At 70.8% G+C, this 26,683-nt stretch carries 22 protein-coding genes and 1 pseudogene; 13 read left to right on the plus strand and 10 right to left on the minus strand.

Translation table 11 applies throughout. The annotated features are described in order from the left end of the window. Window positions 1-56 precede the first annotated feature (56 nt). Window positions 57-1,532: a ribosome biogenesis GTPase Der gene (gene der, locus FE633_RS38780; RefSeq protein ID WP_138049859.1), complete on the plus strand. Its 1,476-nt coding sequence runs from the start codon at window positions 57-59 to the stop codon at window positions 1,530-1,532. Window positions 1,533-1,588: 56 nt separating this feature from the next. Here the strand turns inward: der and FE633_RS38785 are convergent, their stop codons facing one another. Together FE633_RS38785 and FE633_RS38790 are read right to left on the minus strand one after the other, a co-directional pair. Then, the gene (locus tag FE633_RS38785; protein ID WP_342791253.1) at window positions 1,589-2,158 is read right to left on the minus strand and encodes a hypothetical protein; all 570 of its coding nucleotides are present in this window, start codon (window positions 2,156-2,158) and stop codon (window positions 1,589-1,591) included. A gap of 153 nt (window positions 2,159-2,311) precedes the next feature. Next, entirely contained in the window at window positions 2,312-3,088 is a 777-nt protein-coding gene (locus FE633_RS38790; protein ID WP_138049860.1) for a hypothetical protein, read from the minus strand. 539 nt (window positions 3,089-3,627) lie between these two features. Between FE633_RS38790 and FE633_RS38795 the strand changes: the two genes are divergently transcribed. Together FE633_RS38795 and FE633_RS38800 are read left to right on the plus strand one after the other, a co-directional pair. After that, complete coding sequence (locus FE633_RS38795) at window positions 3,628-4,239, plus strand: LysM peptidoglycan-binding domain-containing protein (protein WP_138049861.1); 612 nt, start codon at window positions 3,628-3,630, stop codon at window positions 4,237-4,239. Between the two features lie 122 nt (window positions 4,240-4,361). Then, complete coding sequence (locus FE633_RS38800; RefSeq protein ID WP_246114030.1) at window positions 4,362-5,006, plus strand: LysM peptidoglycan-binding domain-containing protein; 645 nt, start codon at window positions 4,362-4,364, stop codon at window positions 5,004-5,006. Here FE633_RS38800 and FE633_RS38805 read toward each other — a convergent pair. From FE633_RS38805 to FE633_RS38815, 3 genes are read right to left on the minus strand one after another with little or no spacing between them, the layout of a single operon-like run. Continuing rightward, entirely contained in the window at window positions 4,897-5,628 is a 732-nt protein-coding gene (locus tag FE633_RS38805) for an ATP-binding cassette domain-containing protein (RefSeq protein ID WP_138049862.1), read from the minus strand. The two genes, FE633_RS38800 and FE633_RS38805, sit on opposite strands and share 110 nt — an antisense overlap. Beyond that, window positions 5,625-8,357 carry an ABC transporter permease subunit gene (locus FE633_RS38810; protein WP_138049863.1) on the minus strand — a complete coding sequence of 911 codons (2,733 nt, stop codon included), beginning with the start codon at window positions 8,355-8,357 and terminating at the stop codon, window positions 5,625-5,627. Before FE633_RS38810 ends, FE633_RS38805 begins: the two co-directional genes overlap by 4 nt. 13 nt (window positions 8,358-8,370) lie before the next feature. After that, window positions 8,371-8,847, minus strand: a complete 477-nt coding sequence (locus FE633_RS38815) for a hypothetical protein (RefSeq protein WP_138049864.1) — start codon at window positions 8,845-8,847, stop codon at window positions 8,371-8,373. Window positions 8,848-8,967: 120 nt separating this feature from the next. Here FE633_RS38815 and FE633_RS38820 point away from each other — a divergent pair, with 120 nt between their 5' ends. The 5 genes from FE633_RS38820 to FE633_RS38840 all read left to right on the plus strand — a co-directional run bounded on the left by FE633_RS38820 (window position 8,968) and on the right by FE633_RS38840 (window position 14,645). Next, entirely contained in the window at window positions 8,968-9,531 is a 564-nt protein-coding gene (locus FE633_RS38820) for an MTB12 C-terminal domain-containing protein (RefSeq protein ID WP_171060301.1), read from the plus strand. Next, entirely contained in the window at window positions 9,506-10,798 is a 1,293-nt protein-coding gene (locus tag FE633_RS38825) for an ABC transporter substrate-binding protein (protein ID WP_138049866.1), read from the plus strand. The genes FE633_RS38820 and FE633_RS38825 overlap by 26 nt, the downstream gene beginning before the upstream one ends. 181 nt (window positions 10,799-10,979) lie before the next feature. After that, window positions 10,980-12,248, plus strand: coding sequence for a glycosyltransferase family 4 protein (locus tag FE633_RS38830; protein ID WP_138049867.1), 1,269 nt, complete (start codon window positions 10,980-10,982; stop codon window positions 12,246-12,248). After that, window positions 12,245-13,075 carry a hypothetical protein gene (locus tag FE633_RS38835; RefSeq protein WP_138049868.1) on the plus strand — a complete coding sequence of 277 codons (831 nt, stop codon included), beginning with the start codon at window positions 12,245-12,247 and terminating at the stop codon, window positions 13,073-13,075. The genes FE633_RS38830 and FE633_RS38835 overlap by 4 nt, the downstream gene beginning before the upstream one ends. Before the next feature lie 499 nt (window positions 13,076-13,574). Beyond that, complete coding sequence (locus FE633_RS38840) at window positions 13,575-14,645, plus strand: helix-turn-helix transcriptional regulator (RefSeq protein WP_138049869.1); 1,071 nt, start codon at window positions 13,575-13,577, stop codon at window positions 14,643-14,645. On the opposite strand, the pseudogene ctaD reads toward FE633_RS38840, so the two are convergent. Next, window positions 14,530-16,221 (minus strand): annotated as a pseudogene (gene ctaD / locus FE633_RS38845) (aa3-type cytochrome oxidase subunit I); the annotation flags it as partial. The gene FE633_RS38840 and the pseudogene ctaD overlap by 116 nt on opposite strands. A 335-nt stretch (window positions 16,222-16,556) precedes the next feature. On the opposite strand from ctaD, the gene FE633_RS38850 reads away from it, so the two are divergent. After that, entirely contained in the window at window positions 16,557-16,772 is a 216-nt protein-coding gene (locus FE633_RS38850; RefSeq protein ID WP_138049870.1) for an I78 family peptidase inhibitor, read from the plus strand. Window positions 16,773-16,905: 133 nt separating this feature from the next. Here the strand turns inward: FE633_RS38850 and FE633_RS38855 are convergent, their stop codons facing one another. Both FE633_RS38855 and FE633_RS38860 read right to left on the minus strand, forming a co-directional pair. Next, window positions 16,906-17,967 (minus strand): phosphatase PAP2 family protein, encoded by a 1,062-nt coding sequence (locus FE633_RS38855; protein ID WP_138049871.1) that lies wholly within the window; start codon window positions 17,965-17,967, stop codon window positions 16,906-16,908. Window positions 17,968-18,205: 238 nt separating this feature from the next. Further along, on the minus strand, window positions 18,206-19,480 hold the full coding sequence (locus FE633_RS38860; protein ID WP_246114031.1) for a mannosyltransferase family protein: 1,275 nt from the start codon (window positions 19,478-19,480) through the stop codon (window positions 18,206-18,208). Between the two features lie 260 nt (window positions 19,481-19,740). Here FE633_RS38860 and FE633_RS38865 point away from each other — a divergent pair, with 260 nt between their 5' ends. Beyond that, window positions 19,741-21,357 (plus strand): MFS transporter, encoded by a 1,617-nt coding sequence (locus tag FE633_RS38865; protein WP_138049872.1) that lies wholly within the window; start codon window positions 19,741-19,743, stop codon window positions 21,355-21,357. Between the two features lie 116 nt (window positions 21,358-21,473). Continuing rightward, window positions 21,474-22,664 (plus strand): acyl-CoA dehydrogenase family protein, encoded by a 1,191-nt coding sequence (locus tag FE633_RS38870; RefSeq protein WP_138049873.1) that lies wholly within the window; start codon window positions 21,474-21,476, stop codon window positions 22,662-22,664. A 51-nt stretch (window positions 22,665-22,715) separates the two neighbouring features. Here the strand turns inward: FE633_RS38870 and FE633_RS38875 are convergent, their stop codons facing one another. After that, window positions 22,716-23,156, minus strand: a complete 441-nt coding sequence (locus FE633_RS38875) for a cell division protein SepF (protein WP_119102372.1) — start codon at window positions 23,154-23,156, stop codon at window positions 22,716-22,718. 289 nt (window positions 23,157-23,445) lie between these two features. Between FE633_RS38875 and FE633_RS38880 the strand changes: the two genes are divergently transcribed. Next, window positions 23,446-24,618 (plus strand): DUF5685 family protein, encoded by a 1,173-nt coding sequence (locus tag FE633_RS38880; RefSeq protein WP_138049874.1) that lies wholly within the window; start codon window positions 23,446-23,448, stop codon window positions 24,616-24,618. 362 nt (window positions 24,619-24,980) lie between these two features. After that, on the plus strand, window positions 24,981-25,886 hold the full coding sequence (locus FE633_RS38885; protein ID WP_138049875.1) for a S1 family peptidase: 906 nt from the start codon (window positions 24,981-24,983) through the stop codon (window positions 25,884-25,886). A gap of 132 nt (window positions 25,887-26,018) precedes the next feature. On the opposite strand, the gene FE633_RS38890 is transcribed toward FE633_RS38885, so the two are convergent. Then, the coding region (locus FE633_RS38890; RefSeq protein ID WP_138049876.1) for an alpha/beta fold hydrolase at window positions 26,019-26,683 on the minus strand (665 nt) is incomplete at its 5' end.

Consider the following 26,683-nt stretch of genomic DNA (forward strand, 5'->3'; position numbering starts at 1 on the left):
TCACCCGGTACGGGTGCTCCACCGATCACCACGATGAACTACGAGGTACGGACTTCATGAACGACCAGATCCAGCCCGACGGCTCGGAGCACGAGCCCGAGCACGGGGCGCTTGGCGATGCCGAGTACGCGGAGTTCATGGAGCTCGCCGCGGAAGAGGGCTTCGACCTCGAGGACGTCGAGGGCGCGATCGAGGCGGCCGGTCACGGCCCGCTCCCGGTCCTCGCCGTCGTCGGCCGCCCCAATGTCGGCAAATCGACCCTGGTGAACCGCATCATCGGCCGCCGCGAGGCGGTCGTCGAGGACAAGCCGGGCGTCACCCGTGACCGCGTCACCTACGAGGCCGAGTGGTCGGGCCGTCGCTTCAAGGTCGTCGACACCGGCGGCTGGGAGCAGGACGTCCTCGGCATCCACGCGTCCGTGGCCGCGCAGGCCGAGTACGCCATCGACGCGGCCGACGCGGTCGTCTTCGTCGTCGACGCCAAGGTCGGCGCCACCGACACCGACGAGGCGGTCGTCCGGCTGCTGCGCAAGGCGGGCAAGCCCGTCGTGCTGTGTGCCAACAAGGTCGACGGCCCGAGCGGCGAGGCCGACGCGGCGATGCTGTGGTCCCTCGGCCTCGGCGAGCCGCACCCCGTCTCCGCCCTGCACGGCCGCGGCACCGGCGACATGCTGGACGCCGTCCTGGAGGCGCTGCCGGAGGCACCCGCGCAGACCTTCGGGACCGCGATCGGCGGCCCGCGCCGCATCGCCCTCATCGGCCGGCCGAACGTCGGCAAGTCGTCCCTGCTGAACAAGGTGGCGAACGAGGAGCGCGTGGTCGTCAACGAAATCGCGGGCACCACCCGCGACCCGGTCGACGAGCTCATCGAACTCGGCGGTATCACCTGGAAGTTCGTCGACACGGCGGGCATCCGCAAGCGCGTCCACCTCCAGCAGGGCGCCGACTACTACGCCTCGCTGCGCACGGCCGCCGCCGTGGAGAAGGCGGAGCTCGCGGTCATCCTGATCGACGCGTCCGAGACCATCTCCGTCCAGGACCAGCGCATCGTGACGATGGCCGTGGAGGCGGGCCGCGCGATCGTCCTGGCGTTCAACAAGTGGGACACGCTCGACGAGGAGCGCCGCTACTACCTGGAGCGGGAGATCGAGACCGAGCTCGGCCAGGTGACGTGGGCTCCGCGCGTGAACGTCTCGGCACGCACGGGCCGCCACATGGAGAAGCTCGTCCCGGCGATCGAGACCGCGCTGGCGGGCTGGGAGACCCGCGTCCCGACGGGCCGGCTGAACGCCTTCCTCGGTGAACTGGTCGCGGCGCATCCGCACCCGATCCGGGGCGGCAAGCAGCCGCGGATCCTCTTCGGTACGCAGGCGGGCACGAAGCCCCCGCGGTTCGTGCTCTTCGCGTCCGGGTTCATCGAGCACGGCTACCGGCGGTTCGTGGAGCGCCGGCTGCGTGAGGAGTTCGCCTTCGAGGGGACGCCGATCCATATCTCCGTGCGTGTGCGGGAGAAGCGCGGCAAGAAGAAGTAGCGCGGAAAAAGGGCCCCCTGCCTGTGCAGGGGGCCCTTCCCATATGTATGAGCGCATCAGCGTTCCCTGCGCGGGCTGGGCGGCAGCGCCGGGATCAGCCCCGAGGTGTGCTGCCGTGCGACCGGCTGCCAGGTGGGCGAGGCGGTGTGGCCGTGTGCGGTCAGGTGCCCGGTCCCGTGATGCGCGGCACCGTACCGATTGCCGTGCGAGGACGGCGCGTGCGGGCCCGGGTGATACGAACCCGAGCTGTACGAGCCGCTGCTGTGCTGCCCCGCACCGGCCGAGCCCGTGACCCCCGGGGATCCCGTGGCCACCGCGGATCTCGTGGAGCCCGTGGGGCCGGCAGAGCCGGTGGAGCCCGTACCGTGCGGCCTCGTACTGAGCGGGATGGACCCGAAGGCGATGAAGCCCAGCTCCTCCTCGCCGCTGCGGTCGCCCGGCAGGGCCCGGAAGAGCCTGCGGAACTCCGAGTACAGCGCGTCGTAGATCGGCGTGGCCGAATGGCTGCCGGTGGTGTCCGGGGTCGGCCGCATGGCCGGGATCGGCGAGGTGTAGGTCAGCCGGCGAGGAGCGTCGTAGGTGTGCACGTACGTGCCAACGACCCCGAGCCCCAACGGATGCGGCAAGACCACTCCCGGCTTACCCGGGTCACGTCACCTGGCGCGTACCGTGCCCCGAAGGGGGCCGCAGGCCCCCAGGGGCGCGGGGAACTGCGCGCCCAGCCACAACGGAACTGCAGCTAAAAACCGTCCTGACAAACCCGGGCCACAGCGGAGCGCTCACGTGCCGGCGAGCGGCATGGCCGCCGCCACCAGCTTGCCGTTGGCCGCGGCCTTGTCGAGGGCCTCGCGGAGCAGGTCCTCGCGGGGCTGATGGCCGATCGAGCCGACCGGGGCCGCGAACAGCAGCACCTGCTGGTGCTTGTTGGCAGCCGCCCGCCAGCTGTCGGTGACCTGCAGCGGCTGGTGGGCCTGCCACCAGGCGACGGGCGAGCTGCCGCCGGGGCCGGGCTGCAGGACCGCGTGCAGCTGGCCCACGGCGAGCAGCACGGACCAGCCGTGCAGCACGCGCGGCGCCTCGGTCAGCTGGGTCACCGGCATGAAGCCCTGCTCGATGAGGAGCGGCAGGAAGTCGTCGCCTCGTCCGCCCAGGGTGCCGGGGCGGGCGATCGGCCCGGTCGGTTCCACGACGAGCGCGGGGTGCAGCTCGCCGGCGAGCAGGACGAGTCCGCTGGTGATACCGAGGACGGCCTGCTCGGGCATGGCCTCGGTGGGCCGCTCGTCCCCGGTGATCGAACGGACGGCCCCCTGCAGCTGCTCCTCGGTGACCTGGACGACCTGCGAGGGGAGGCAGGTGGCGTGGGCGAAGGCGAGGACGGCGGTCTCGTCGCCGATGAACAGGACGGTGCTGGTGCGCTCCTGTTCGGAGTCGCCCGGGGTGCGGCAGGAGGTGCAGTCGTAACTGCCCGGGGCGTTCTCTCCGGCGAGCAGCCGGTCGGCTTCTTCGTCGCCGATCTCGGCGCGTACGTCGTCGCTGACGTCGAGCATGCGCGGCACGGGTGGCTCCTCGGGATGCGGTGCGTGGCGTCGCCGGGTGGCTTCCCGGCTCATGAACCGGGTGGCTTCCCGGCTCATGAAGAAGACAACGGGCGATCTGTGGCCGGAGTCACGCCCGGGAGCGAACGGAATCGAACCGTCCTGCGCGCTTGGTGAACCCGGCTGCGGAATCTGCTACTCCAAGCCAACTCCTCGGACTTCCAAGGAAGTTGATTCGGTGAGGTAGGTCACAGATCGCCGGAGGGGCAGGTCGACAAATCCGGAAATCAGCGAATGAAATGGGTGGCCGAAAATTTCTGATACTGCCGGTAACGGCGAACTGGCCTGGAGTGACAAGGAGTTGGTTGATATCGGGCCGTGCGGCTCTCTACATTCCTCCGCCGTGTGCAACGAGCACCGCTCGGGTACGTCCGCCGACCGCACCACAGCAGGCTCGCAGCACCACCGTCGGCGGACGGGGCGGAGCGGAACTCCCGCGTCGACGAGCGGGCAGGTCCGTCCCGCCTTGGGGGACCCCGGGTCCTTCGAGAGGGAAATACATGTCCGATTGTGCCGACAACACTCGCAAGGTTCGTAAGACGGCGGTCCTGGCCGGGGCGGCGCTCCTCGCCCCGCTCGGACTGCTCGCCGCGAACGGCAGCGCCGCAGCGGCGGACAGCGGAGTGTGGGACCGCATCGCACAGTGCGAGAGCGGCGGCAACTGGCACATCAACACGGGTAACGGCTACTACGGAGGACTCCAGTTCTCCGCCGGCACCTGGCGCGCGTACGGCGGCACGGCCTACGCGTCGACGGCCGACCAGGCTTCCAAGGCCCAGCAGATCGCCGTGGCCACCAAGGTGCAGGGCGCGCAGGGCTGGGGCGCCTGGCCCACCTGCGCGAGCCGCGCGGGCGCGTCCGGAAGCGCGCCCGCGGCGGCCAGGCCCAGCACCGACGCAGCCCCGTCGAAGCCGTCGACGGCGCCGGCACGATCGACGGGCCACACCGGCCGCGGCTCGGCCCGCGGTGACTACACCGTCCGCGACGGCGACACGCTGAGCGGCATCGCAGCCCGGCACGGAACCACCTGGCAGCGGATCTACGCCGCCAACAAGACCGCCATCGGCCAGAACCCCGACGCGATCGTCCCCGGGCAGCGGCTCGACCTCTAGCCGGACTCGCCCTCCCCAGGATCCTGCGCCTGTGCCCCGCCCGGTCCTCCGACCGGGTGGGGCCCCACGCGCCGTCGGCGCGGCTCGAGGGGGTGCCGCGGCCCTCTGCTTAGCGTGGGCCGATGTTGATCAAGCATATGAGATGCCTGGCTGTCGGCGCCGTTGCTCTGGCCGTACTCGCCCCCGCTGAGGCGGCCGCGGCGCCGACGTCACGGACTCAGGCCCCCGGACCCGGTGGCGCCCGGGCCCCGTACGACTGCACGAAGGACCAGTGGCCCTGGGGCTGCGTCGCCTTCTGCGAGAGCAGCGGCCGCTGGAACGTGAACACCGGGAACGGCTACTACGGGGGGCTGCAGTTCTGGCAGCCGACCTGGAAGGAGTTCGGCGGACTGAGGTACGCGCCACGCGCCGATCTGGCCACGCGTCAGGAGCAGATCAGGATCGCCGAGGAGGTGCTGAGCGTCCAGGGGTGGGAGGCGTGGCCGGTCTGTTCCAAGCGGTACGGCCTCAAGGGCCGGGCGCATGTGGTCAGGGTCGGACACACGCTCTCGTCGATCGCCCGGCGCTACAAGATCAAGGGCGGCTGGCAGGAGCTCTACCGGCTCAACAGGAAGGTGATCGGGCCGAATCCGAACCGCCTCTTTCCCGGCACGATGCTCAGCCTCCCGAAGGGGGCCGCCTCGGGCCGGGCCCCGCTCGCTTCGGGCGCCGCCCCCGCCCCGGTCCTGATGGGCCCGCCGCTGGCACCTCCGTCGCCTCGCCACTGAACACGACCTCGCCGCGCCGCAGTTCGTACACGAGTGCCGCCTTGCCGTGCAGGCCGGGCGGCATTCGCTGTTCGGCCACGATCACACAGGCGTCGAGCCCGCCGAGCAGTTCGTACGTGCGGGCCGCGACCGCCGGGGACATGCCCTGCGCGGGTTCGTCGACGAGCACCACGCGCGCGCGTGCCAGGAGAGCACGGGAGAGGGCGAGCATGCGCTGCTCACCGCCGGAGAGGGTGCCGGCCTTCCTGCCGAGCAGGGGGTGCAGCGGGGGGTAGGCGTCGAGGGCGGGCGCGAAGGACCGGCCGGCGGCCGCCAGTTCGAGGTTCTCGCGGACGGTGAGCGAGCCGAACACCGCCTGCCGCTCGGGCACCAGGCACAGTCCGCGGCGGGCCCGTTCGTACGCGGGCATCCTGGTGACGTCGGTGCCGTCCCACACCACGGCACCACGGGACAGGGGGACGGTGCCGGCCAGGGCGCGCAGTGCGGTCGTACGGCCCGAGCCGTTGCGGCCGAGCAGGACGGTCAGACCGGGCGCGGGCGCGAGGAGGGTCACTCCGTGCAGGGCCTCCAGCGGGCCGTACCGCACGCGCGCGTGGCGCAGCGAAATCCCCGGTGTGCTCATCCTTGGCCTTCTACCGTTGTATCGAGTCCTTCGAGGCCTTCCAGTACGCGGTCGGCGGGGCCGGACGCCACGATGCGGCCCGCCGTCATGACATGCACGGTGTCGGCCAGTCCGGCCACGAGGTCCAGGTCGTGCTCGACGACGAGGAGCGCCATGCCGTCGGCGGCGAGGGCACGCAACACGCGGGTCAGCGTGGCCACCTCGCCCGTGTCGAGGCCCGCCGCGGGCTCGTCGAGGAGCAGGACACGCGGACTCCCGGCCAGCGCCCGGGCGAGTTCGACACGCCGCAGGGTGCCGGTCGGCAGCCCCGCCGTGGGCAACGCCCGTACGGCCCCGTCGAGTCCCAGCAGCCGCGACACGCGCTCCACGGCGCCCGGATCCACGACACGCCCCTGCTCCGCCCCGATCCGCACGTTCTCGGCCACCGTCAAGGTCGGGAAGACGGCGAGCTGCTGGAAGGTCCGCGCCACGCCGAGGCGCGTGCGCGCGTGAGCCGGGAGCCGGGTGACGTCCCATTCCCCGAACGCGATCCGTCCGGTGTCCGGGCGCACGGTCCCGGCGAGACAGTGGAACAGGGTGCTCTTTCCGGCTCCGTTGGGGCCGACGACCGCGGTGATCGTGCCGGGGAAAAGGTCGAGGTCGACGCCGTACAGGGCGGTGAAGCCGTCGTAGGTGACGCGGAGGCCGCGAGCCCGGAGGGTGTGATCGGCCGGGGACGGGTTCGTCTTCGTCCTCGGAATCTTCGGGGTCCTCGGCGTCCTCGTGTCGGCGAGCCCGTCCCCCCGCGCGCGGGCCACCCCGGTCGCCCCCGACGGGAGGGGCGCTCGCCGCCTCGCGGGCGCCGGCGTCCCCAGCCTCGCCCGCACCCTGGCTCCGAGGGGCGTGAGCGTCTCCCGGCGGCGCAGCCGCAGCCGCTCCGCCGCCAGGCGCAACGCCTCGTACGGCCCGCCCGGGAAGCGCCCCACGAGTACCGCCAGGAGACCGATCAACGCGGCCGCCACACCACCGCGCGTACCCGCGTCCAGGCCCACCAGGAGCGCCGCCGCGGCCAGCGCGCCCAGGACGCTGTCGGCGCCGAGGACGACGATCGCGGCGAACCAGAGGAGGCTGCGCACGGGGTCGTAGGCGGCGGGATCGAAGGCGCGCAGACCCATGCCGAGCATGCCGCCGCCGAGCGCGGCCAGCGCCGCGCCCGCCACGAAAGCCGTCAGTTTCAGGGCGGGTACGGGCACGCCCGCGGCCGACGCGCCCGCCTCGTGGTCGCGCATCGCGGCCAGGGCGCGGCCCGTACGGCCCCGGCGCAGCGCGTGCGCTGCCAGCAACGCGCCCACGAGGAGGCCGAGTTCGAGCACGTAGTACGCGCGGTCGCCCTCGAATCCCGCCGGGCGGCCCAGCGTGAGGCCGGCCGTGGCGTACGGCTGGGCGAAGACGAAGCGGCTGACGCCGACGCCCACCGCGAAGGTCGCCAGGGCGAGGGCGAGGCCGCGCCGGCTGATGGCGGGCCAGCCGGTCAGCAGGCCCAGGGGAGCCACCAGCAGGACGGCCACCGCCAGCGCGACCAGTTCGGGGAGTGCGGGCAGGCCCGGGAAGCGGCCAGCCGCCAGCAGCGCCGTGAAGAGGGCGCCCAGACCCGCGTACGCCGCCTGGCCCAGCGAGATCTGGCCGCCCCGGCCCGTCACCACGACCAGCGACAGCAGCACCACGCCCAGCGCGGGGACCTGCACGGAGGTGTGCAGGTCGCGGCCCGCGAAGCCCAGGGGGAGCAGGAAGAGGACCACGGCCACGATCCACGCGCCCGGCGGTGTCGTCACCCGCGCGGTCGCCGTCCGCGGCAGCGCGTCCCGGGCGCCGATCCCGGGCAGTACCAGCGCCGCGATCAGCAGGGCGACGACGAAGAGGTTCGCACCCACCGCCTGCACCAAGGGCTCGCCCCAGCCCGACGGGTGCAGCCGCGTCAGCTGGCTCTGGGCGACCCCGATGCCCAGCGCCACCACGACGGCCATGGGCAGGCTGCGCATCCGGGCGGCCACCGCGACCGCCACCACCTCCATGACCAGCAGGGGCATGCCGTACGGATCGAGGCGTACGTAGGGCGCGAGGAGCACCCCCGTCAGGCCCGCCGTGAACGAGCCGAACGCCCAGCCGGCCGCGGCCACTCGGTCCGCGTCGATGCCGCTGAGCACGGCGAGCGAGCGGTCGTCGACGACGGCCCGCAGCTCCCGGCCGAAACGCGTCCAGCGCCGGGGGATCCGGGGGTGTCCCCCGGAAGGACGCAGTATCGCCCCCACGCCCGCGGCCAGCACGAGCGCCACCGCCAGCTGTCCCCAGGGATCCGCCGGAACGAGCGTCGGCACGTCCGCGCGCGCCCCGGAGCCCCAGACCAGCACCGCCCCGCCGACCAGCAGCACGAACACGCCGATGGAGGCGACCAGCGTCTGCGCCGGATCGCTGCCCAGGACGGACAGCGGCCGGAAGACGAACCGTTCCAGGGCCATGCCGATGCCCGGCGCCACCACGAGCAGCGTGACGGCGGCGGCGAGCGCGAGCGGCCAGTCCCACTCGACCGTGAGCTGGCGCAGCAGATAGGCGCACACCATCGCGATCGCGCCGTGCGCGAAGTTGAGCACGCCGGTCGCCCGGTAGGTGACGATCAGCCCGATCCCGGTGAGCGCGGCGGCACTGCCGACCGAGAGCCCGGCGAGCGTGAGGTCGTACGTCAGCGACGCCATCGGCGGGACGCCTTCAGTCGTCCGAGGCGGAGGGCTCGCAGATCGGGCAGGGGCTCAGCTCGCCGCGGGCGAGCACCCGTGAGTCGACCGGCAGGGCGTCCGGCTTCCCGGCGACGAGCGGGCAGTCCGCACGGTGCCACAGGGTGCCGCCGGGGACCATCAGCAGGTTGCCACTGACGGCGACGGGCGCGGCCGCCGCCTGCCCGGACTCGTCGGCGTCGGCGGGCTCGGTCGCCACCAGGAGCCCGTACAGCTCCTCCACACGCGCCGCCGCGAGAGCGGTCCTGCCGTGGGTGAGCAGCACCGCGCCCGCGATGATCAGGGCGGCACCGGGCACCGTGCAGGACGCGAGATAGGGCAGCTGCCGTTCCGCGAACCGCTCGCCCGAGATCCCGTACCAGCCGATGACACACAGCACCGCTCCGGCGGCGAGCGCCGCCCACCCGGCCCAGAGGACGGGGTGCACAGTCCGCAGTCGAGCAGTCCGCATCGGGGCTCCCACGTCATATGTCTGTCCATGTCAGCCAATGGCTTGCACTATGCCCCCTGGAAGCTGACCCTGAAAGAACCGGGCGCACATGGCCCGGACCGACACCCGGTGGTGAGCCAGATGGTTCTCGGGAGCGACCTCAGGCGGGGGAACAGCGGGCGGGGGCACGGCCCCGGACGACGCCTGGCGGCGTGGTCGGCGGCCGTGATCCTGAGCGGGGCCTTGGCCCTCACGTCCTGCGGGGACGACGACGGCGGCAACGGCACCGCTCCGACCACGCCCTCGGAGGAGACCACCAGCGCCGAGCCGAGTCCGACGGCGCCGGACGACCCCGCGGCGGCCGAGCGCGAGATCAAGCAGAACTGGCAGAGGTTCTTCGACCCCGCCGTCCCCCTGAAGGACAAGCAGGACCTCCTGGAGAACGGCGACAAGCTGGGCCCGGTCCTGCAGGGCTTCAGCGGCGACGAGCGCGGCCGGCAGGTGCGGGCGGAGGTCAACAAGGTCGAGTTCACCTCGCCGACCGAGGCGAACGTGACGTACACCCTCACCCTGAAGGGCGCCACCGTCATGCCCGACGCCGCGGGCACGGCCGTCGAGCAGGGCGGCGTGTGGAAGGTCTCCGTCAAGACGCTGTGCGGGCTGGTCGGGCTGAGCGGCAATGAGTCGCCGGCTCCGGGCTGTTGAGTGCGCTGTCGCGGGCCTGCTGCTCGTGCTGGGCACGGCCTGCGGCAGCCGCCTCCCGGAGAGCGACTTCGAAAGCCGGCGGCCCGACGGCACGCCCACGCGGCAGACCGGCGAGCCGATCCGCGTCGGCATCGTCACCAGCGCCACCAGCCCGGTCGGCGGCGGCGCGTTCACCGGCCCGCGTGACGGCGCGAAGGCCTACTTCGAGCGGCTGAACGCGCGCGGCGGCATCGACGGCCGCCGGGTCGAGGTCCGCACGTGCGACGACGGCGGCAGCGGCGTCGGCAACAACGAGTGCGTGCACCAACTCGTCGACGAGGACAAGGTCGTCGCCCTCGTCGCCACCACCGCCCTCGACTACGCGGGCGCCTCCCGGGTCTCACGCGCGCGCGTGCCCGACATCGGCGGCCAGCCCATCGGCGCAGCGTACGACACCTATCCGCACCTGTACGGGATCTACGGCAGCCTCGCCCCGCGGGACGGAAAGCCCGGCTGGGACGGCACGTTGTACGGCGGCACCGAGGTCTACCGCTACTTCAAGCGCGAGCAGGGCGCCCGCACGGCGGCGGTCGTCTCCTACAACCAGTCGGCGTCGGCCGCGTACGCCCGGCTCGTCACCCGGGGCCTGAGAGCCGAGGGCTACAAGGTGGTCACCGAACAGGTCGACTTCTCGCTGCCCAACTTCCGTGCTGCTGCCGCCGACTTGAAGGAGCAGGGCGCCGACCTGGTCTTCGACGCCATCGACACGTACGGCAACGCCCAGTTGTGCAAGGCCATGGACGACGTCGGCGCCGAGGTCACCGCCAAGGTCACCAATGTGCAGAACTGGACGTCCACCGTCCCCGAGGACTACAAGGACGCGCCGCGCTGCCGCAACGCCCTGTGGGTGACGGGCTCCAGCCGCAACTACGAGGACACCGACCACGAGGCCGTACGGGAGTTCCGGGACGCCACGAAGGGCATGAAGACCCATTCTCAGTGGCAGTTGGAGGGCTGGGCGGCCGCGATGTGGTTCACGGACGCGGCGAAGCCCTGTGCGCGAACGGGCGTCACGCGCGCGTGTGTCGACCGGTTCATGGCCTCGGGGAAGCCGTACACCGCCGACGGCTTGCTCCTCCCGGTCACCTACGAACGCCTGCCCGAACCACCGAAGACCCGCAGGACGTGTGTCTCGGTGGCGCGGTGGGAGGACGCCGAGGGGTGGGTGAGTCAGGGCGCCATGGACAGCAACTGTTTCGGCGTACCGCAGTTGGCCTACGAGCCCTGATGTTCCAGGAATCCTGTGAAACCCCTTACCTGCCCTGATGCACCAAGATGGCAAAAGGTTCCCGACATCACCTACCAATAGAGCAACTGTTCTGGAACAAGATGATGATGACGCCCAACCAAATCAGGCGGGCCCTGGTCTGACCATGCGGTAGTGGACGAGACAGGGGATTCGGGGACGCATGCATATTTCTTTCCTGATACACAACGCGTACGGAATCGGGGGGACGATCCGGACGACGTACAACCTCGCCAACACCCTGGTCGAGCAGCACGACGTCGAGATCGTGTCGGTGTTCCGCCACCGCGACGAGCCGGTTTTCGCGCTTGACCCGCGCGTCCGGGTGCGTCACCTCGTCGACACGCGCAAGCAGAGCCCGGGATACGAGGGTGAGGACGCCGAGCACCGGCGTCCCGCCCGGGTCTTCCCGCGCGGGGAGCTCCGCCACGACCAGTACAGCGCCCTCACCGACCGCCGTATCGCCGAGCACCTCGCGACCGTGGACGCCGATGTCCTGGTCGGCACCAGGCCGGGCCTGAACGTGCATCTGGCCCGTGACACCCGGCGCGGCCCGGTCCGCGTCGGCCAGGAGCACCTCACCCTCGACAGCCACTCGCCCGTTCTGCGCGCGGGCCTGAGCGCCGCCTACCCGAGGCTCGACGCGATCACCACGACCACGAAGGCGGACGCGATCGCGTACCGCCGCAAGATGCGGCTGCCCGGTGTGCGCGTGGAGGCCGTGCCCAACTCCGTGCCCGCGCCCGGCATAGAGCCCGCGGACGGTAGCGGCAAGTGGGTCGTGGCGGCCGGCCGTCTCGCCCCGGTCAAGCGTTACGACCTGCTGATCAAGGCCTTCGACCGGGTACGCGGGGAGCGGCCCGACTGGCGCCTGCGGATCTACGGAAGCGGCAAGCAGAAGGACAAGCTGCGTGCGCTCATCGACGACCTCGGCCTCTACAACCACGTCTATCTGATGGGCCGCGCCCACCCCATCGAGCCCGAATGGGCCAAGGGCTCGATCGCCGCCGTCACCTCCAGCCTGGAGTCCTTCGGCATGACGATCGTCGAGGCCATGCGCTGCGGCCTGCCCGTCGTCTCCACGGACTGCCCGCACGGCCCGGGAGAGATCATCGACAACGGTGTCGACGGACGCCTCGTCAAGGTCGGCAGCGTCGAGGCCATCGCCGACGGACTGCTCGAACTGATCAACAACGACACGCTCCGCCACCAGATGGCCGGCGCGGCCCTCAAGGACTCCGAGCGCTTCGACCCGAGCCGGATCGCGGAGCGCTACGAGTCGCTGTTCACCGGACTGGCCCCGCGCGGCGGCGCATCGGCGGTGGGCCGGATGCGCGGGTCACTGCACCGCACAAGGGGAGCGCTGCTCGGCGGCGCCTATGCCGTTCGGGACGCCGGACGCACGGTACTCAAGAAGGGGCACACCGCATGATGACGCTGGCTCCGCAGCCCACGCACCGGCACACCGACGAGGACACGGCCATGCCGCCGCGCGCCGACTGCACGGCCGACTCCGCGGGCGGGCTCACCTTCGACCTCACCGACACCACGGAGGCCGGCGCCGCGCACCTGGTGCTGCGCCTCCGCGGCAGCGACGAGGAGGTCAGCCTGCCGCTCACCCCGTCGGCCGACGGTCGGCTGCGGGCCGCACTGCCCAGCAGCGTCGCCCTGCCGGAGGGCCGCTGGGACGCCTACGCGCAGATGGCCGACGGTGAACCGGAGCGCCTGGTGCCCGGCCTCAACGACCTGCGCTCACTCGTCGACCGCGTCCCCAGCGGCGCCCGCGGCCATGTTGCCGTCCGCATCCCGTACGTGACCAAGCACGGCAACCTCACCGTCCGCAGCTGGCTGCGCGCCCCGCACGCCGAGGCGGGCGAACTGCACATTGAGGATGGCGGATTGAGCGTGTGCGGCCGGGTGTACGGCGTCGCGCTCACACCGGACGCGTACGCGGAAATACGCACCCGCCATGAGCCGTCGCCCCTGCTGAAGGCCGAAGTCACCGCGGACGGGACCGCGTTCCGCTTCACGGTGGCCTACGGAGCCCTGGCGGAGGGCACCTGGGATCTGTGGCTGCGCCCGGCGGGGGAGAGCGGGCCGCGGGTACGGATCGCCCGGCTGCTCGACGACATCGCCGACAAGAAGCCGATCTTCGCCTATCCGAAGGTCACGCTGGAGACGGACGACGGCCCGCTGCTGGCCGGTCCGTACTACACGGCCGACAACGACCTGTCGGTATCCGTCACGGCCGAGAGCTGAAGCCCGCGCGGAGGGCGTCGCGGCCCCCCGGGGCGCCGCAGCCGCCGAATGCCGCTGAAGCGGCCAGGGCGGCCGCCAGGACCTCTCCCGGTCGCCCGATCGGCCATGCGGTGCCGGAGGGCGACCCGGCGGACCACGAAGTGCGCGGGGACGACGGCCGCGGTGCCGCCCGCCGCGCAGGCACCCGCCGCCAGATCACGGTGCTGTCCGCCGGGGCGACGACGGTCCGGCCCTGGCCGACCAGCCAGACATGGGTCCCCGCCCAAGCGGCGGGGGAGCGCGCGGCCGCGCCGCCGTCGCAGTCGCAGACTGCCCGGACCGCTCGACGGAGGAGGCGCCCGCCGTGAGGGTCAGGCCCGCGCCGTGCCATACGCGCAAGGCGGCAGAGGCCGCTCGGCACACGGCTGCCTGGGCCCCTCGATCCCTCGGCCCTTGAGCCCTTGAGCCCTTGAGCCCTTGCGGACCGTCGCTGTCCTCAAGCGCTGGCAGACTCGGGCCCATGTTGGAGACCTCTGCACGACTGCTGCGTCTGCTCTCCCTGCTGCAGGCCCACCGCGAGTGGTCGGGCGCCGACCTGGCCGAACGCCTCGGCGTCACCCCGCGCACCGTACGCCGGGACGTGGACCGGCTGCGCGAGCTCGGCTATCCGGTGAACGCCAGCCCCGGCACGGGCGGCGGCTACCAGCTCGGGGCCGGGGCCGAGCTGCCGCCGCTGCTCCTGGACGACGACGAGGCGGTCGCCGTCGCCGTCGGGCTGCGCACGGCCGCCGGGCAGGGCATCGAGGGCATCGGCGAGACCTCCGTACGCGCCCTCTCCAAGCTCGAACAGGTACTGCCGAGCCGGCTGCGCCGCCGCGTGGGCGCCCTCAACGCCTTCACCGTGCCGATGCTGCACGGCCCGCGGCCCTCCGCCGTCGACCCGGCCGTGCTCACCGAACTGGCGAGCGTCTGCCGGGACTCGGAGCGGCTGCGCTTCGAGTACCACGACCACGACGGCGCCGCCACCCGGCGTACCGTCGAACCGCACCGCCTGGTGTGCACCGAGCGCCGCTGGTACCTGGTCGCCTGGGACGTCGACCGCGACGCCTGGCGCACGTTCCGCGTGGACCGCATCACGCCCAAGCCGCCCCACGGACCCCGTTTCCCGCCTCGTGAGCCACCGGCCGACGACCTGGCCGCGTACGTCTCCACAGGGGTCTCCACGCGTGCGTACGCCGCGCACGCCGTGATCCGGCTGCTGGTGCCCCTGGGGGAGGCGGCCGAGCGGATCTCGCCCTCCGCCGGCACCTTGGAGGCCGAGACCCCCGGCAGCTGCATCCTGCGCACGGGGGCCGCGAGCCTCGACGTGATGGTCATTCACGTGGCGATGATGGGCCTCGAGTTCGAGGTCCTCGAACCGGACGGGCTGACCGAGAGGGTCAGGACGCTGCGGGACCGCCTTTCTCGCGCCCTTGACCGGACTCTTGACCGGCCCCTTGACCGGACCGGGTCTGGGGCGGCGTCAGAGCCGCGTACCGGGGATGGTGCAGATCGAAGGCCGGGGACTCGGAGCGGACCCGGGGCAGCGTGACGAAGTTGTGCCGCGGCGGCGGGCACGAGGTCGCCCACTCCAGCGAGCGGCCGAAGCCCCAAGGGTCGTCGGTCTCGACCTTCCTGCCGTACATGGCCGTCTTCCAGACGTTGTAGAGGAACGGCAGCGTCGACATGCCGAGCAGGAAGGCGCCGATCGTCGAGACGGTGTTGAGCGCCGTGAACCCGTCGGCCGCCAGATAGTCCGCGTACCGGCGCGGCATGCCCTCCGCGCCGAGCCAGTGGTGCACCAGGAACGTGGTGTGGAAGCCGACGAAGAGGGTCCAGAAGTGGATCTTGCCGAGCCGTTCGTCGAGGAGCTTTCCGGTGAACTTCGGCCACCAGAAGTAGAAGCCGGCGAACGTCGCGAAGACGACGGTGCCGAACACCACGTAGTGGAAGTGCCCCACCACGAAGTAGCTGTCCGTGACGTGGAAGTCCAGCGGCGGCGAGGCCAGGATCACCCCTGTCAGGCCGCCGAACAGGAACGACACCAGGAATCCGGTGGCCCACAGCATGGGGGTCTCGAAGGACAGGGAGCCCCTGAGCATCGTGCCGGTCCAGTTGAAGAACTTCACGCCCGTCGGCACCGCGATCAGGAACGACAGGAAGGAGAAGTACGGCAGGAGCACCGAGCCCGTCGCGAACATGTGGTGCGCCCACACGACGATCGACAGACCGGTGATCGCCATCGTCGCGCCGACCAGTGTCAGATAGCCGAAGATCGACTTCCGGCTGAAGACCGGGATGATCTCCGTGATGATGCCGAAGAACGGCAGGGCGATGATGTAGACCTCGGGATGCCCGAAGAACCAGAAGAGGTGCTGCCACAGCAGCGCCCCGCCGTTGGTCGCGTCGAAGATGTGCGCCCCGAAGCGCCGGTCCGCTTCCAGACAGAGCAGCGTGGCCGCGAGCACCGGGAACGCCATCAGGACGAGGATCGACGTGAAGAGCGTGTTCCAGGTGAAGATCGGCATCCGGAACATCGTCATCCCGGGGGCGCGCATCCCGACGATGGTCGTCACGAAGTTCACCGCGCCGAGGATCGTGCCGAAGCCGGCCAGTGCGAGCCCCATGATCCACATGTCGGCACCGATACCGGGCGACCGTTCCAGGCTGTTGAGCGGCGCGTAGGCGAACCAACCGAAGTTGGCGGGGCCTCCCGGCACCAGCAGTGAGCCCACCACGATGAGACCGCCGAACAGGAACAGCCAGTACGACAGCATGTTCAGCCGTGGGAACGCCACATCGGGCGAGCCGATCTGCAGCGGCATGATCTCGTTGGCGAAGCCGGCGAAGGTGGGTGTCGCGAAGAGCAGCAGCATGATCGTGCCGTGCAGGGTGAACATCTGGTTGAACTGGTTGCTGTCGATCAGCTGCAGTCCGGGGCGGGCGAGCTCTGCCCGCATCAGCAACGCCATCAGGCCGCCGACCAGGAAGAAGGCGAAGGAGGTGATCAGATAGAGATGGCCGATCTTCTTGTGATCGGTGGTGGTCAGCCAGCCCACGATCAACCGCCCCGGCCGGATCATCGACACCGGTCGTACCGACGTCGCCTGCGCGGTCTGTGTCCCCATCGCTGCCCCCTCGTACATGGTTCCTGTGTCTGAGCCATGCATTTCCTGTGGTGCGTCGAGCCCTGGACACACCGCGGAATCGGAAGGGAAAGGCAGGGGCGCGAAGTGGACGCCATGCTTTCCCTCGGGTCTTTTTTCGGATGGCCGCCAAGGTAGTGCCGAATTACGTTCGAAGGCGTGCGAAACGCATACGGGAGCGCTCGTATGCGTGATGGAGTTCGGCCGAAACGGGTGTCGTTGTGCTGTGACAGAAATGTGACGCGGGAGGGACTGGTCACACATGGTGGTGGGTTCGGGCTTCCCTCGCCCGCATTCCGCCGCCTAACGTGGCGGACATGGCCCCGATTCCCACCCCTTCCGCAGAGCCCCAGGACAACCCGGACGCGTACGTCGGCATGGACGAGACCAGCGCCGAGCAGTCCGCCCGTGAGCGCGGCTGGTCCCCCGTGCGCAAGCTGCCGCCGGGCGCGATCATCACCATGGAATACATGAGCGGTCGCCTGAACTTCGAGATCAGCGACGGCCGTGTGAAGCGCTGCTGGAAGGGCTGACCCGCGTCCGCGCGGGGTTGATACACCGCACGTGGCGCCCGCCCGTGGCATGGCGAAGGCCCTCGACTCCCGGAGTCGAGGGCCTTCGCCATGCCATGAGCGGTGCGTGCGTACCGGCCCCGCCGTCTGCCGCTCAGCCGCCCGTCAGGGGGCGGGCCGGGGTGGTGCCACGTGTCACTCGGTCCGACTGCGGCGGTCTTCGGCTTCCGATCGGGGCCGCCGGAGTGCGCTCCGAGCGTGGCGTGTGCGGAGCGGGCACCAGGTGGACGGCCGCCCGCGGTGTGCACGGCCCGCTGACCGGTTCGTGGGCCGCGGGCTCCTCGTCGGCGGAGGTCTCGCGCGGCGACCGCATCGCCGGCACACCCACCGGGTTGGTGGCCGAAGGGGGTCCCCCCGCCCGAGCGGGTTCGAGAACGGGGGCGGACGCCGTACCCTCGCGGCGGCTGCTCCAGGCGTCGCGCAGGGCGAGGATACGGGCCTCGACGCGGGTGATCAGCGGCTCGAACCACGGGAGCGCCAGCAGGATCAGCAGGCCCGCGGCCCAGCCCAGGACGACGTCGCTCAGCCAGTGCGTACCGATGTACACGGTGGTCAGTCCGACACCGAGGGAGATCACGGCGGAGACGGCCGACAGCCAGCGCCGGGCGCGGGGCGTCGAAGCCAGATAGGCGAGGATGCCCCACGTCACGACGGCGTTGGCGGTGTGACCCGAAGGAAATATATCGCCGCCCAGCCACATCTCGTTCGAGCCGATCGTGGTGGCGTAGTGGGGGCCGAGTCGGCCCATGCCGATCTTGGCGGCGCCGACCGTGATGTTCAGCAGCAGCAACGAGACGCCGAGCGCGAGCAACGGACGCAGTGTGTGCTGCCGCCAGGAGCGCCAGCCCAGCCAGGCCGCGACCATCACGGCGGTGGGGCCGCGCTGGCCGAGCACCACGTAGTAGTCGAGGAACGCGTGGATCTCCGGCCACTGCTGATAGGGCCGGAAGAACATGACCTGCCAGTCGAGCCGGACCAACCACGAGGTGATGATCACGGACCACACGATGGCCACGTAGAAGGCGAGCGTGGCCGTGAGGAGAACCACCCTGTGCCTGCTCATCCTGGGCACGTCGATGTGGGTCGGTCGCTCCGGCTCACGGTCCAGCCGGGCGAAGACCCGGTCCAGACGAGTCAGCTTTCGTTCGGTACGCACTCAATCGACGTTACAGCGAGTGAGCTCCGTTCCAGGGCCAAGCACGCTCTTTGTGATGACGATGTGATGTGGGATTCCTCTCAGAGGGAGGTTTATCGCCGAGGATTATCGAATCTTCGACGTACCTCCCAGTCAATTCAATTGATCAATCACAAGAGTCGTTTTTCGGTGCTTATGAATTCGTTCACCGAAAGCTTGCGTGCCATTCTCCCGCCGCTCACCGACGGGCGGGAGCGGGTCAGGGCGGGCCGGAGCCGTTCAGCCAGAAGGCGCCGTACACCGCCGACGCCGACGCCACACCCGCCAGCAGCCAGGCCGAACTCGGTGTCCGCAGGCGGGCCAGGGCCCGGGCCAGGGGCAGCAGCAGGGGGAAGGCGGGCAGCAGCAGGCGCGGTTTTGAGCCGAAGTAGCTCGACGCACACAGGGCGAGCGCGGTGACGACCCCCGCGTACACCAGCAGCGGCAGCGGCTGTCCCTGCCGTACGCAGATGACGTACAGCCAGATCACCAGGCCGACCCCGACGATCAGCCCGAGTCCGGCGAGGGCCGACGGGAACGACGTGAACTTGTCGGCGACGAACCGGGCGAAGGCGTAGCCGCCGTCGAAGCCGTTGCCCCACCCCGCCTGGACGTCGAGATAGCCGAGCGGGCCCTTGCCGGTGTGCCGGCCGACCCACAGGACGTATCCGGCGGCGCCCAGGGGTGCGAGAAGCATCCCCAGGGCGCGCGACCAGACGGGAGCGCCGCCCGATGCCGGAACACTTCGCTCCCGCACGGACGAGTCACGCCCGGGTGAGTCCCGTGTGGACGAGTCTCGTGCGGACGAGTCTCGTGCGGACGAGCTCCCTTCGGACGGCTCTCGGGCGGAGGAGCCCCGTACGAATGACGCGCTCGCCGCCACCCACACCGCCGCGACGACCGCCGCGCCCACCGGACGGGTCAGGCCGGCGAGCGAGGCGAGCAGGCCCGCCGTCAGCCAGCGGCCGGTCAGGACCGCGTACAGCGACCAGGCCGCGAGCGCGGTGAACAGTGACTCGCTGTACGCCATCGACTGCACGATCCCGACGGGCAGCACCGCCCACAGCAGCACCGCACAGACGCCGGCCCGGCGCCCGTAGACATGGTCCGCGACCGCGAAGATGCCCGAGGCGGCGGCGAGCGACGCCAGAGTGCTGACGACCAGGCCCGCGTCCGCGTACGACAGAGGGGTCACCGCCGAGACGGCCCGCTCCAGCCAGGGCAGCAGCGGGAAGAACGCGAGGTTCGAGTGCACGTCGCCGTCCGGCAGCCGCACCTCATAGCCGTAGCCGAGCTCCGCGACCCGCGTGTACCAGAGCGAGTCCCAGCGGGCCGTGAGCAACTGGTGCGGGCTCTTGTCGCGCGTGGCGCTCCACAGGGCGAGCGCCACCAGGCCCAGCACGCGTACCGCCGCATACCCCAGCAGGGCGGGCGCCGCCCGGCGCAGTCCGGCCGCCTGGCGGGTCGGCGCGAGAGGGGTTGCAAGATCGGTCACGGGCTCGATTATGGGCCCGCGCACGGAACCCCGAGGGCCCCTCGGGGAGTGCCGGGGCACAGGGTGGCGTGGTGTATGCCACACGCGTCTGAGAGGAAGGTGAGAGGCCCGCCACTCGCCCCTGGCGGATACTCGCGTACCCTGGCGACTCACTCGCCTTTGTTGCGTGAGACCGGGACCCGCTCCTCCCGGCCGCAGCCGCAGGGAGTCCCCACCCCGCGGATCCGCCGAACGCGAGGGATCATCTGGGAGGTACGTACATGTCCGGGACGACCACGGCCGCCGCGCGTTGCCGTCGGGAGGCCGGGGCCGGTGCAAACCGATGGGTTGTCCTCGTCGTCCTCTGCGTCAGCCTGCTGCTGGTCGCGGTCGATGCCACCGTGCTGCATGTCGCGGCGCCCGCCGTGACCGAGGATCTCAGGCCCGGTGCGATAGAACTGCTGTGGATAGTCGACATCTACCCGCTGGTCTGCGCCTCGCTGTTGATCCTCTTCGGCACGCTGGGAGACCGGGTCGGCCGCAGACGAGTCCTCCTCCTCGGCTATGCGCTCTTCGGTGTCGCCTCCGCCGTGGCGGCCCTCGCCGACACCCCACACGTCCTGATCGCGGCGCGTGCCCTCCTCGGCGTCGGCGGAGCGATGATCATGCCCGCCACGCTCTCGATCCTGCGGCAGGTCTTCCCCGACCGGCGTGAGCGGGCGCTCGCGATCGGGGTCTGGAGCGCCGTCGCCGCGGTCGGCGCGGCCGTCGGGCCGCTGCTCGGCGGGTTCCTGCTGGAGCACTTCTGGTGGGGTTCGGTCTTCCTCATCAACATCCCGCTGATGGTGGTCAGCCTTCCCGTCGGGCGCTGGCTGCTGCCCGAGTCGACCGGGGACGGCGACGGGCCGTGGGACGTCGTGGGTGCGCTGATGGCCGCCGCCGGCCTCTTCGGTGTCGTACTCGGTGTGAAGCGGCTCGGTGGGGGAGAGGCGCCGCTGAGCGCCTTCACGATGGCGCCGCTGATCCTGGGGGCCGGGCTGCTCGTCGGCTTCGTACGGCGGCAGCGACGGCGCCGGCATCCGCTCGTCGACCTGAAGCTGTTCGCCCGGCCCGCCTTCAGTACGTCCGTCGGGTGCATCGTCCTCGCGCTGCTCGCGCTGGTGGGTCTGGAACTGATCGCCGCGCAGTATCTCCAGCTCGTGCTGAAGCTGTCGCCGCTGGAGACCGGGCTGCGGCTGCTGCCGCTCACCGTCGCCGCGATGACCGCGGGGCTCGTCGGGGCGAAGCTGCTGCACCGCTTCGGGCCGCGCGCGATGGTCAGCTTCGGCTTCTGTGTCACCGCCGCCGCGGTCATCATGCTCACGGGGATGGGCCGCCACGACAACGCTGCGCTGCTGCTGACCGCGTTCGTGCTGCTCGGGTTCGGCCTCGAGGTCACGCTGTTCGGCGCGTACGAGTCGATGCTCAGCGAGGCTCCGCAGACGCAGGCGGGTGGGGCAGCCGCGATCGGGGAGACGTCGTATCAGTTGGGCGCCGGTATCGGGGTGGCGCTGCTGGGCAGCGTGATGAACGCGGCGTACGCGCCCGGGCTCGCCTCCGTGCCGGGCGTGCCCGCCTCCGACTCGGCGGCCGCGGAGCACTCGCTGGGGGAGGCGTACGAGGTCGCGGCGCGGCTTGGCGGGGGGCCCGGGGAGGCCCTGCGGCGCGCGGCGCGGGATTCCTTTGTGCACGGGCTGCATGTGACGCTGCTGGTGAGTGCGGTCTTGCTGTTGCTGGGAGCGGTGATGGCCCTGCGGCTGCCTCGGGTCATGGACTGCGGCGCGCCCGCGGCGAGCCTGAAGGATGTGCCTGTTCCCCGGGAGACCGCGACGCCGGTTCGCGCCGAGTCGTCTGTCTGACCTTTCGCGGAGGGTTCTCCTCGGCGGCCGCTGCTATGGACGCGCGGGACCCCGCGTCGTAACGTCGGCCGTGAGCCGTAGTTAACAGTGCTAGTTTTCGCGTGCCGGAGGCCCCCATGCCCGCTCCCTCGAAACTGCCCCCCTTCGACCCCGCCGACCCCCTCGGCCTGGACGAGCTGCTCAGCGCGGAGGATCTGGCGATCCGGGACACCGTGCGGGCCTGGGCGGCGGACCGCGTGATGCCGTACATCGCGGAGTGGTACGAGAAGGGGGAGCTGCCCCAAATACGGGAACTGGCACGGGAGTTGGGGGAGATCGGCGCACTGGGGATGTCGCTCGAAGGGTACGGGTGCGCGGGCGCGAGCGCCGTGCAGTACGGGCTCGCCTGCCTGGAGTTGGAGGCCGCCGACACCGGGATCAGGTCGCTGGTCTCCGTGCAGGGGTCGCTCGCCATGTACGCGATCCACCGGTTCGGATCCGAGGAGCAGAAGCAGCGGTGGCTGCCGCGGATGGCCTCCGGGGAGGTCATCGGGTGCTTCGGACTGACCGAGCCCGACCATGGCTCCGATCCCGGGTCCATGCGTACGTACGCCAAGCGCGACGGCGGGGACTGGGTGCTGAACGGCCGCAAGATGTGGATCACCAACGGCTCGGTCGCCGATGTCGCCGTCGTCTGGGCGCAGACCGACGACGGGATCCGCGGTTTCGTCGTGCCCACCGACAGCCCGGGGTTCTCCGCGCCGGAGATCAAGCACAAGTGGTCCCTGCGGGCGTCGGTCACCAGTGAACTCGTGCTCGACGACGTGCGGCTGCCGGCCGACGCGGTACTGCCCGAGGTCACTGGACTGAAGGGGCCGCTCGGCTGCCTCTCCCACGCCCGCTACGGGATCGTGTGGGGTGCGATGGGCTCCGCGCGGTCCAGTTTCGAGGCGGCGGTCGAGTACGCGAAGACACGCGAGCAGTTCGGGCGGCCCATCGGCGGCTTCCAGCTCACCCAGGCCAAGCTCGCCGACATGGCGGTCGAGCTGCACAAGGGGATTCTGCTGGCACACCACCTGGGGCGCCGCATGGACGCGGGGAAGCTGCGCCCCGAGCAGGTCAGCTTCGGCAAGCTCAACAACGTACGAGAAGCGATCGACATCTGCCGTACCGCGCGCACCATCCTGGGCGCCAACGGCATCTCGCTCGAATACCCCGTGATGCGGCATGCCACGAATCTCGAGTCGGTGCTGACCTACGAAGGCACGGTCGAAATGCACCAGCTCGTGCTGGGCAAGGCGCTCACCGGTCTCGACGCCTTCCGGTGAGCCCTGTGCCTCCGGCAAAGCCGAGCCCCAAAAACACGGCTCGGCTTTGCCTCAGCTCTGGTTGAAGAAACCGTCCGTTCGTCCCATGGGCTCCCCGCTGACGATCTCGGTGTCGGCGGGGGTCAGCAGGAAGACACGGCTCGACACGCGCTCGATCGAGCCGCGCAGACCGAAAATCAGGCCGGCCGCGAAGTCGACGACGCGCTTGGCGTCGGCGGCCTCCATGGCCGTGAGGTTCATGATGACGGGGACGCCGTCCCGGAAGAGCTCGCCGATGCTACGAGCATCCCGGAAGGTGTCCGGGGTGATCGTGCCGATCCGGCGGCCCTTCTCCTCGGCCGCTTCCGCCGCCACCTTCACGCGGGGATCCGTGACCCAGGCATCTGCGGCGGGCTCGGACCCTTCGGCGTAGTCGTCGTCGTAGTAACGCTCGTCATCGTTGTTGTCGTCGACGAGGCCAAGCCAGGCACTCGCCTTGCGCACCGATCCCATGGACGCCTCCTCTCACAGCGGTCTTTCTGCTTTCCGCATCCCTATCGTCGTCCATGATGCGGATGTCGCGCCAAGTGGATACACGCCGCGCGGGGGTTTCGTGACGGTACTGGTGCACAACGAATTCGTCGAGAGCCCGCGTTTCCCAAGGGTCCTGCTGTGCACGGTTGCTGACTGAGAGTGAAATAATATTCTTCGCGGCGTCCGGGTGACGGTCGGGGCGTACGGGTGAACGGAGTGGTCGATACGATGCCGCAGCTCAACGTCGTACCAACCACGGGGGAACGTCGTGTTCGGAATCGTCAGGCCATGCCGCCATCGACTGGGAGAGGGCCTCAAGACCCAGTGGACGGCCCATTTGTGCGGGCTGTGTCTTGCCTTGCGCACAGACCACGGGCAGTTCGCGCGAGTCGTCACGAACTATGACGGCCTGCTGATATCCGTTTTGACGGAAGCTCAGGCCGAGCGCACCACGGGGTGGCGGCGTACGGCGGGGCCGTGTCCGTTGCGCGGAATGCGGACAGCGTCCGTCGCACGGGGCGAGGGCGCCCGGCTCGCCGCCGCCGTCTCGCTGGTGCTCGCGTCGGCGAAGGTGCGCGATCACATGGCCGACGGGGACGGGCTGTTGGCGCGCAAACCCGTGGCGCTCGCGGCACGCCGGGTCGCCGCGAACTGGGACCGGGCAGGCGCGCGTACCGGCTCCGACGTCGGCTTCGACACCGCCGTACTGGTCGACGCCGTGGACCGGCAGGTGGGCATCGAGGCGCTCGCGGGGCCCGGTACACCGCTGCTGACGATCACCGAGCCGACCGAGACCGCGACCGCCGCGGCCTTCGCGCACACCGCGGTCCTGGCCGGGCGAGTCGGCAACGCGGAGCCGCTCGCCGAGGCCGGCCGCCTCTTCGGACGACTCGCCCACCTCCTGGACGCCGTGGAGGACAGGGCGGCCGACGCCGCGTCAGGCGCCTGGAATCCGCTGACGGCGACAGGCACCTCACTTCTGGAGGCCCGGCGGCTCGCCGACGACGCGCTGCACGGGATACGGCTGGCGCTGCGCGAGGTCGAGTTCGTGGACGGCAAGCTCGCCCATGTGCTGCTCGCTCACGAGCTGCGGAACTCCGTGGACCGCGCGTTCGGCACGACCGCGTGCTCGCACAAGGCGGACCTGTACGGGCCGCCCACCGGGCCGTACGCGCCGCCCGGCGGCCCGGGCGGTCCGCAGCTTCCCCCCGAGCCGCCGCGCCGTGACCGACGCGGACTCATCGCGGGCTGCGCCGTGTGGGCGGGCCTCGCCTGTACGTGCCAGATGTGCTGCGGAACGTACGAGGACCCATGGACGCGGGAGCGCAAGGAGGGCGTCTGCGGCGATGGCTGCGACTGCAGCGGATGCGGCGATTGCTGCAGTTGCTGCGAGTGCTGCGGAAATTGCTGCGACGGGTGCGACTGCGGCTGTGACTGCTGACCCAGGCGTCGGCTCGAGTGCCTTTCAGGAGGCCGACTTCCGGGCGCCCCCGGTACGACCACACAGCATTCACCGACGCTTCATCCGCCCCTTCCCGCCGTGGGGGCATACTCTGGGCGCGTCGATTGCCGTGGGGGAGCGCAATCTGATCTGATCTGAACAACCTCCGCGGGGCGTACGCATGTTCAATGCCGCACGGCCGAAAGGCGCCCTTGCGCTGGTCGACCGCGTGGCCGAATACTCCCTCCAGCGCCTTGTCAGGGCCACAGTGTGTTCGGAATTCGGACGCATGGCTCTCTGACTGCGCCTCACGGGCCCCGACCCCACGCGGGCCCCCGACTTCCCATGTGGAGGAACGAAAAGTGAGGATCAAGCGCACCACCCCCCGCAGCGGAATTGCGAGACGGACCCGGCTGATCGCCGTGGGCACCGGACTCGTGGCCGCGGCTGCCGTCACCGTCCCCAACGCGAACGCGAGCGACGCACAGACCTTCAGCACGGCCGAGCTGAAGAAGGCCAGCTCCTCGGTGCTCCAGGCCGATGTACCGGGCACCGCCTGGGCGGTCGACTCGAAGACCAACAAGGTTGTCGTCACCGTCGACAGCACCGTCTCCGACGCGGAGATCGCGAAGATCAAGGAGGCGGCGGGCAGCAAGGCCGGCGCGCTCCAGATCAAGCACACCCCGGGCAAGTTCAACAAGCTGATCAAAGGCGGAGACGCCATCTATGCGAGTAGCTGGCGCTGCTCCCTCGGCTTCAACGTGAAGAACAGCAGCGGAGCCTACTACTTCGTGACCGCCGGTCACTGCACCGACGGTGCCGGCACCTGGTGGTCGAACTCCGGGCACACGACCACACTCGGCTCGACGGCCGGCTCCAGCTTCCCGACCAACGACTACGGCCTGGTGCGGTACACCAACAGCTCGGTCACCAAGTCGGGCACCGCGGGCAGCGTGGACATCACTCGCGCGGCCACGCCGAGCGTGGGCACCAATGTCATTCGTACCGGGTCCACCACCGGTACCAAGACCGGACGCGTCACGGCGCTCAACGCGACCGTCAACTACGGCGGCGGCGACATCGTCTACGGCATGATCCAGACCACGGTCTGCGCCGAGCCCGGCGACTCCGGCGGCCCGCTCTACGGCAGCAACGGCACCGCGTACGGTCTGACCTCCGGCGGCAGTGGTAACTGCACCTCCGGCGGCACCACGTTCTTCCAGCCGGTCACCGAGGCCCTGAGCGCCTACGGCGTCAGCGTCTTCTGACGGACCGCGCACGGCTTTTCCGCACGACCTGACCTGCAGCCAGCAGTGGACGAGCCTCCGCACGCATGTGTGGTGCGGGGGCTCGTCCTTGGCCGGTCCTGTCCCTGGCCGGTCATGTCCTTGGGCAGGACGTCAGGACGCTGCCTGCGGGGTCGCGCACAGCCAGTCCAGTACGTCCGGGAGGGCCTCCAGAGCCCCGAAGTGACCGGCCTCCGGGGCCAGGACGGGACGGGCGCGGGGAATGTGCTGGGCCAGCCACTCGAAGTGACCCACCGGGGAGAGGGTGTCCAGGGCGCCGTGCCACAGCAGCACGGGCCGGGTGATCCGCGCCGGGTCGAACCCCCAGTGACTCAAGAACGCGAGGTCGTCGTCGATCCATCCGTAGGCGGAGGTGCTCAGCGCCTCGCGGAAGTTGCGCAGCAGCATCTCGCTCATGGCGGGATCGGAGACGATCCGCCGGTCGGATTCGGTGAGGCCGTCGCGGATCGACACGAGGAGCTGGGCCGGGTCCTTGCGGATCGCGGCCGCCCGCGCGGTGATGCGCTCCGCGAAGTCCAGTGGATCGGTCAGCGCCCCCGTGAACTCCGCCACGTTGGACGCGGCCATCCCGTCGAACCAGCTCAGCCCCTCGGCGCCGGGCGGCGCGAGACTCATCATCGCCGCCGCGCGCCGCACCCGGTTGGGCAACAGCGCCGCACAGGCCAGCGCGTGCGGGGCGCCGCCCGAGCGGCCCAGCACCGCGAACCGGTCGAGCCCGAGCGCGTCGGCCACCGCGGCCACGTCCCGCGCCGCGTCGG

The organism is Streptomyces montanus (assembly GCF_005786655.1).
In the GTDB taxonomy this organism is placed as follows: Bacteria; Actinomycetota; Actinomycetes; order Streptomycetales; family Streptomycetaceae; genus Streptomyces; species Streptomyces sporangiiformans.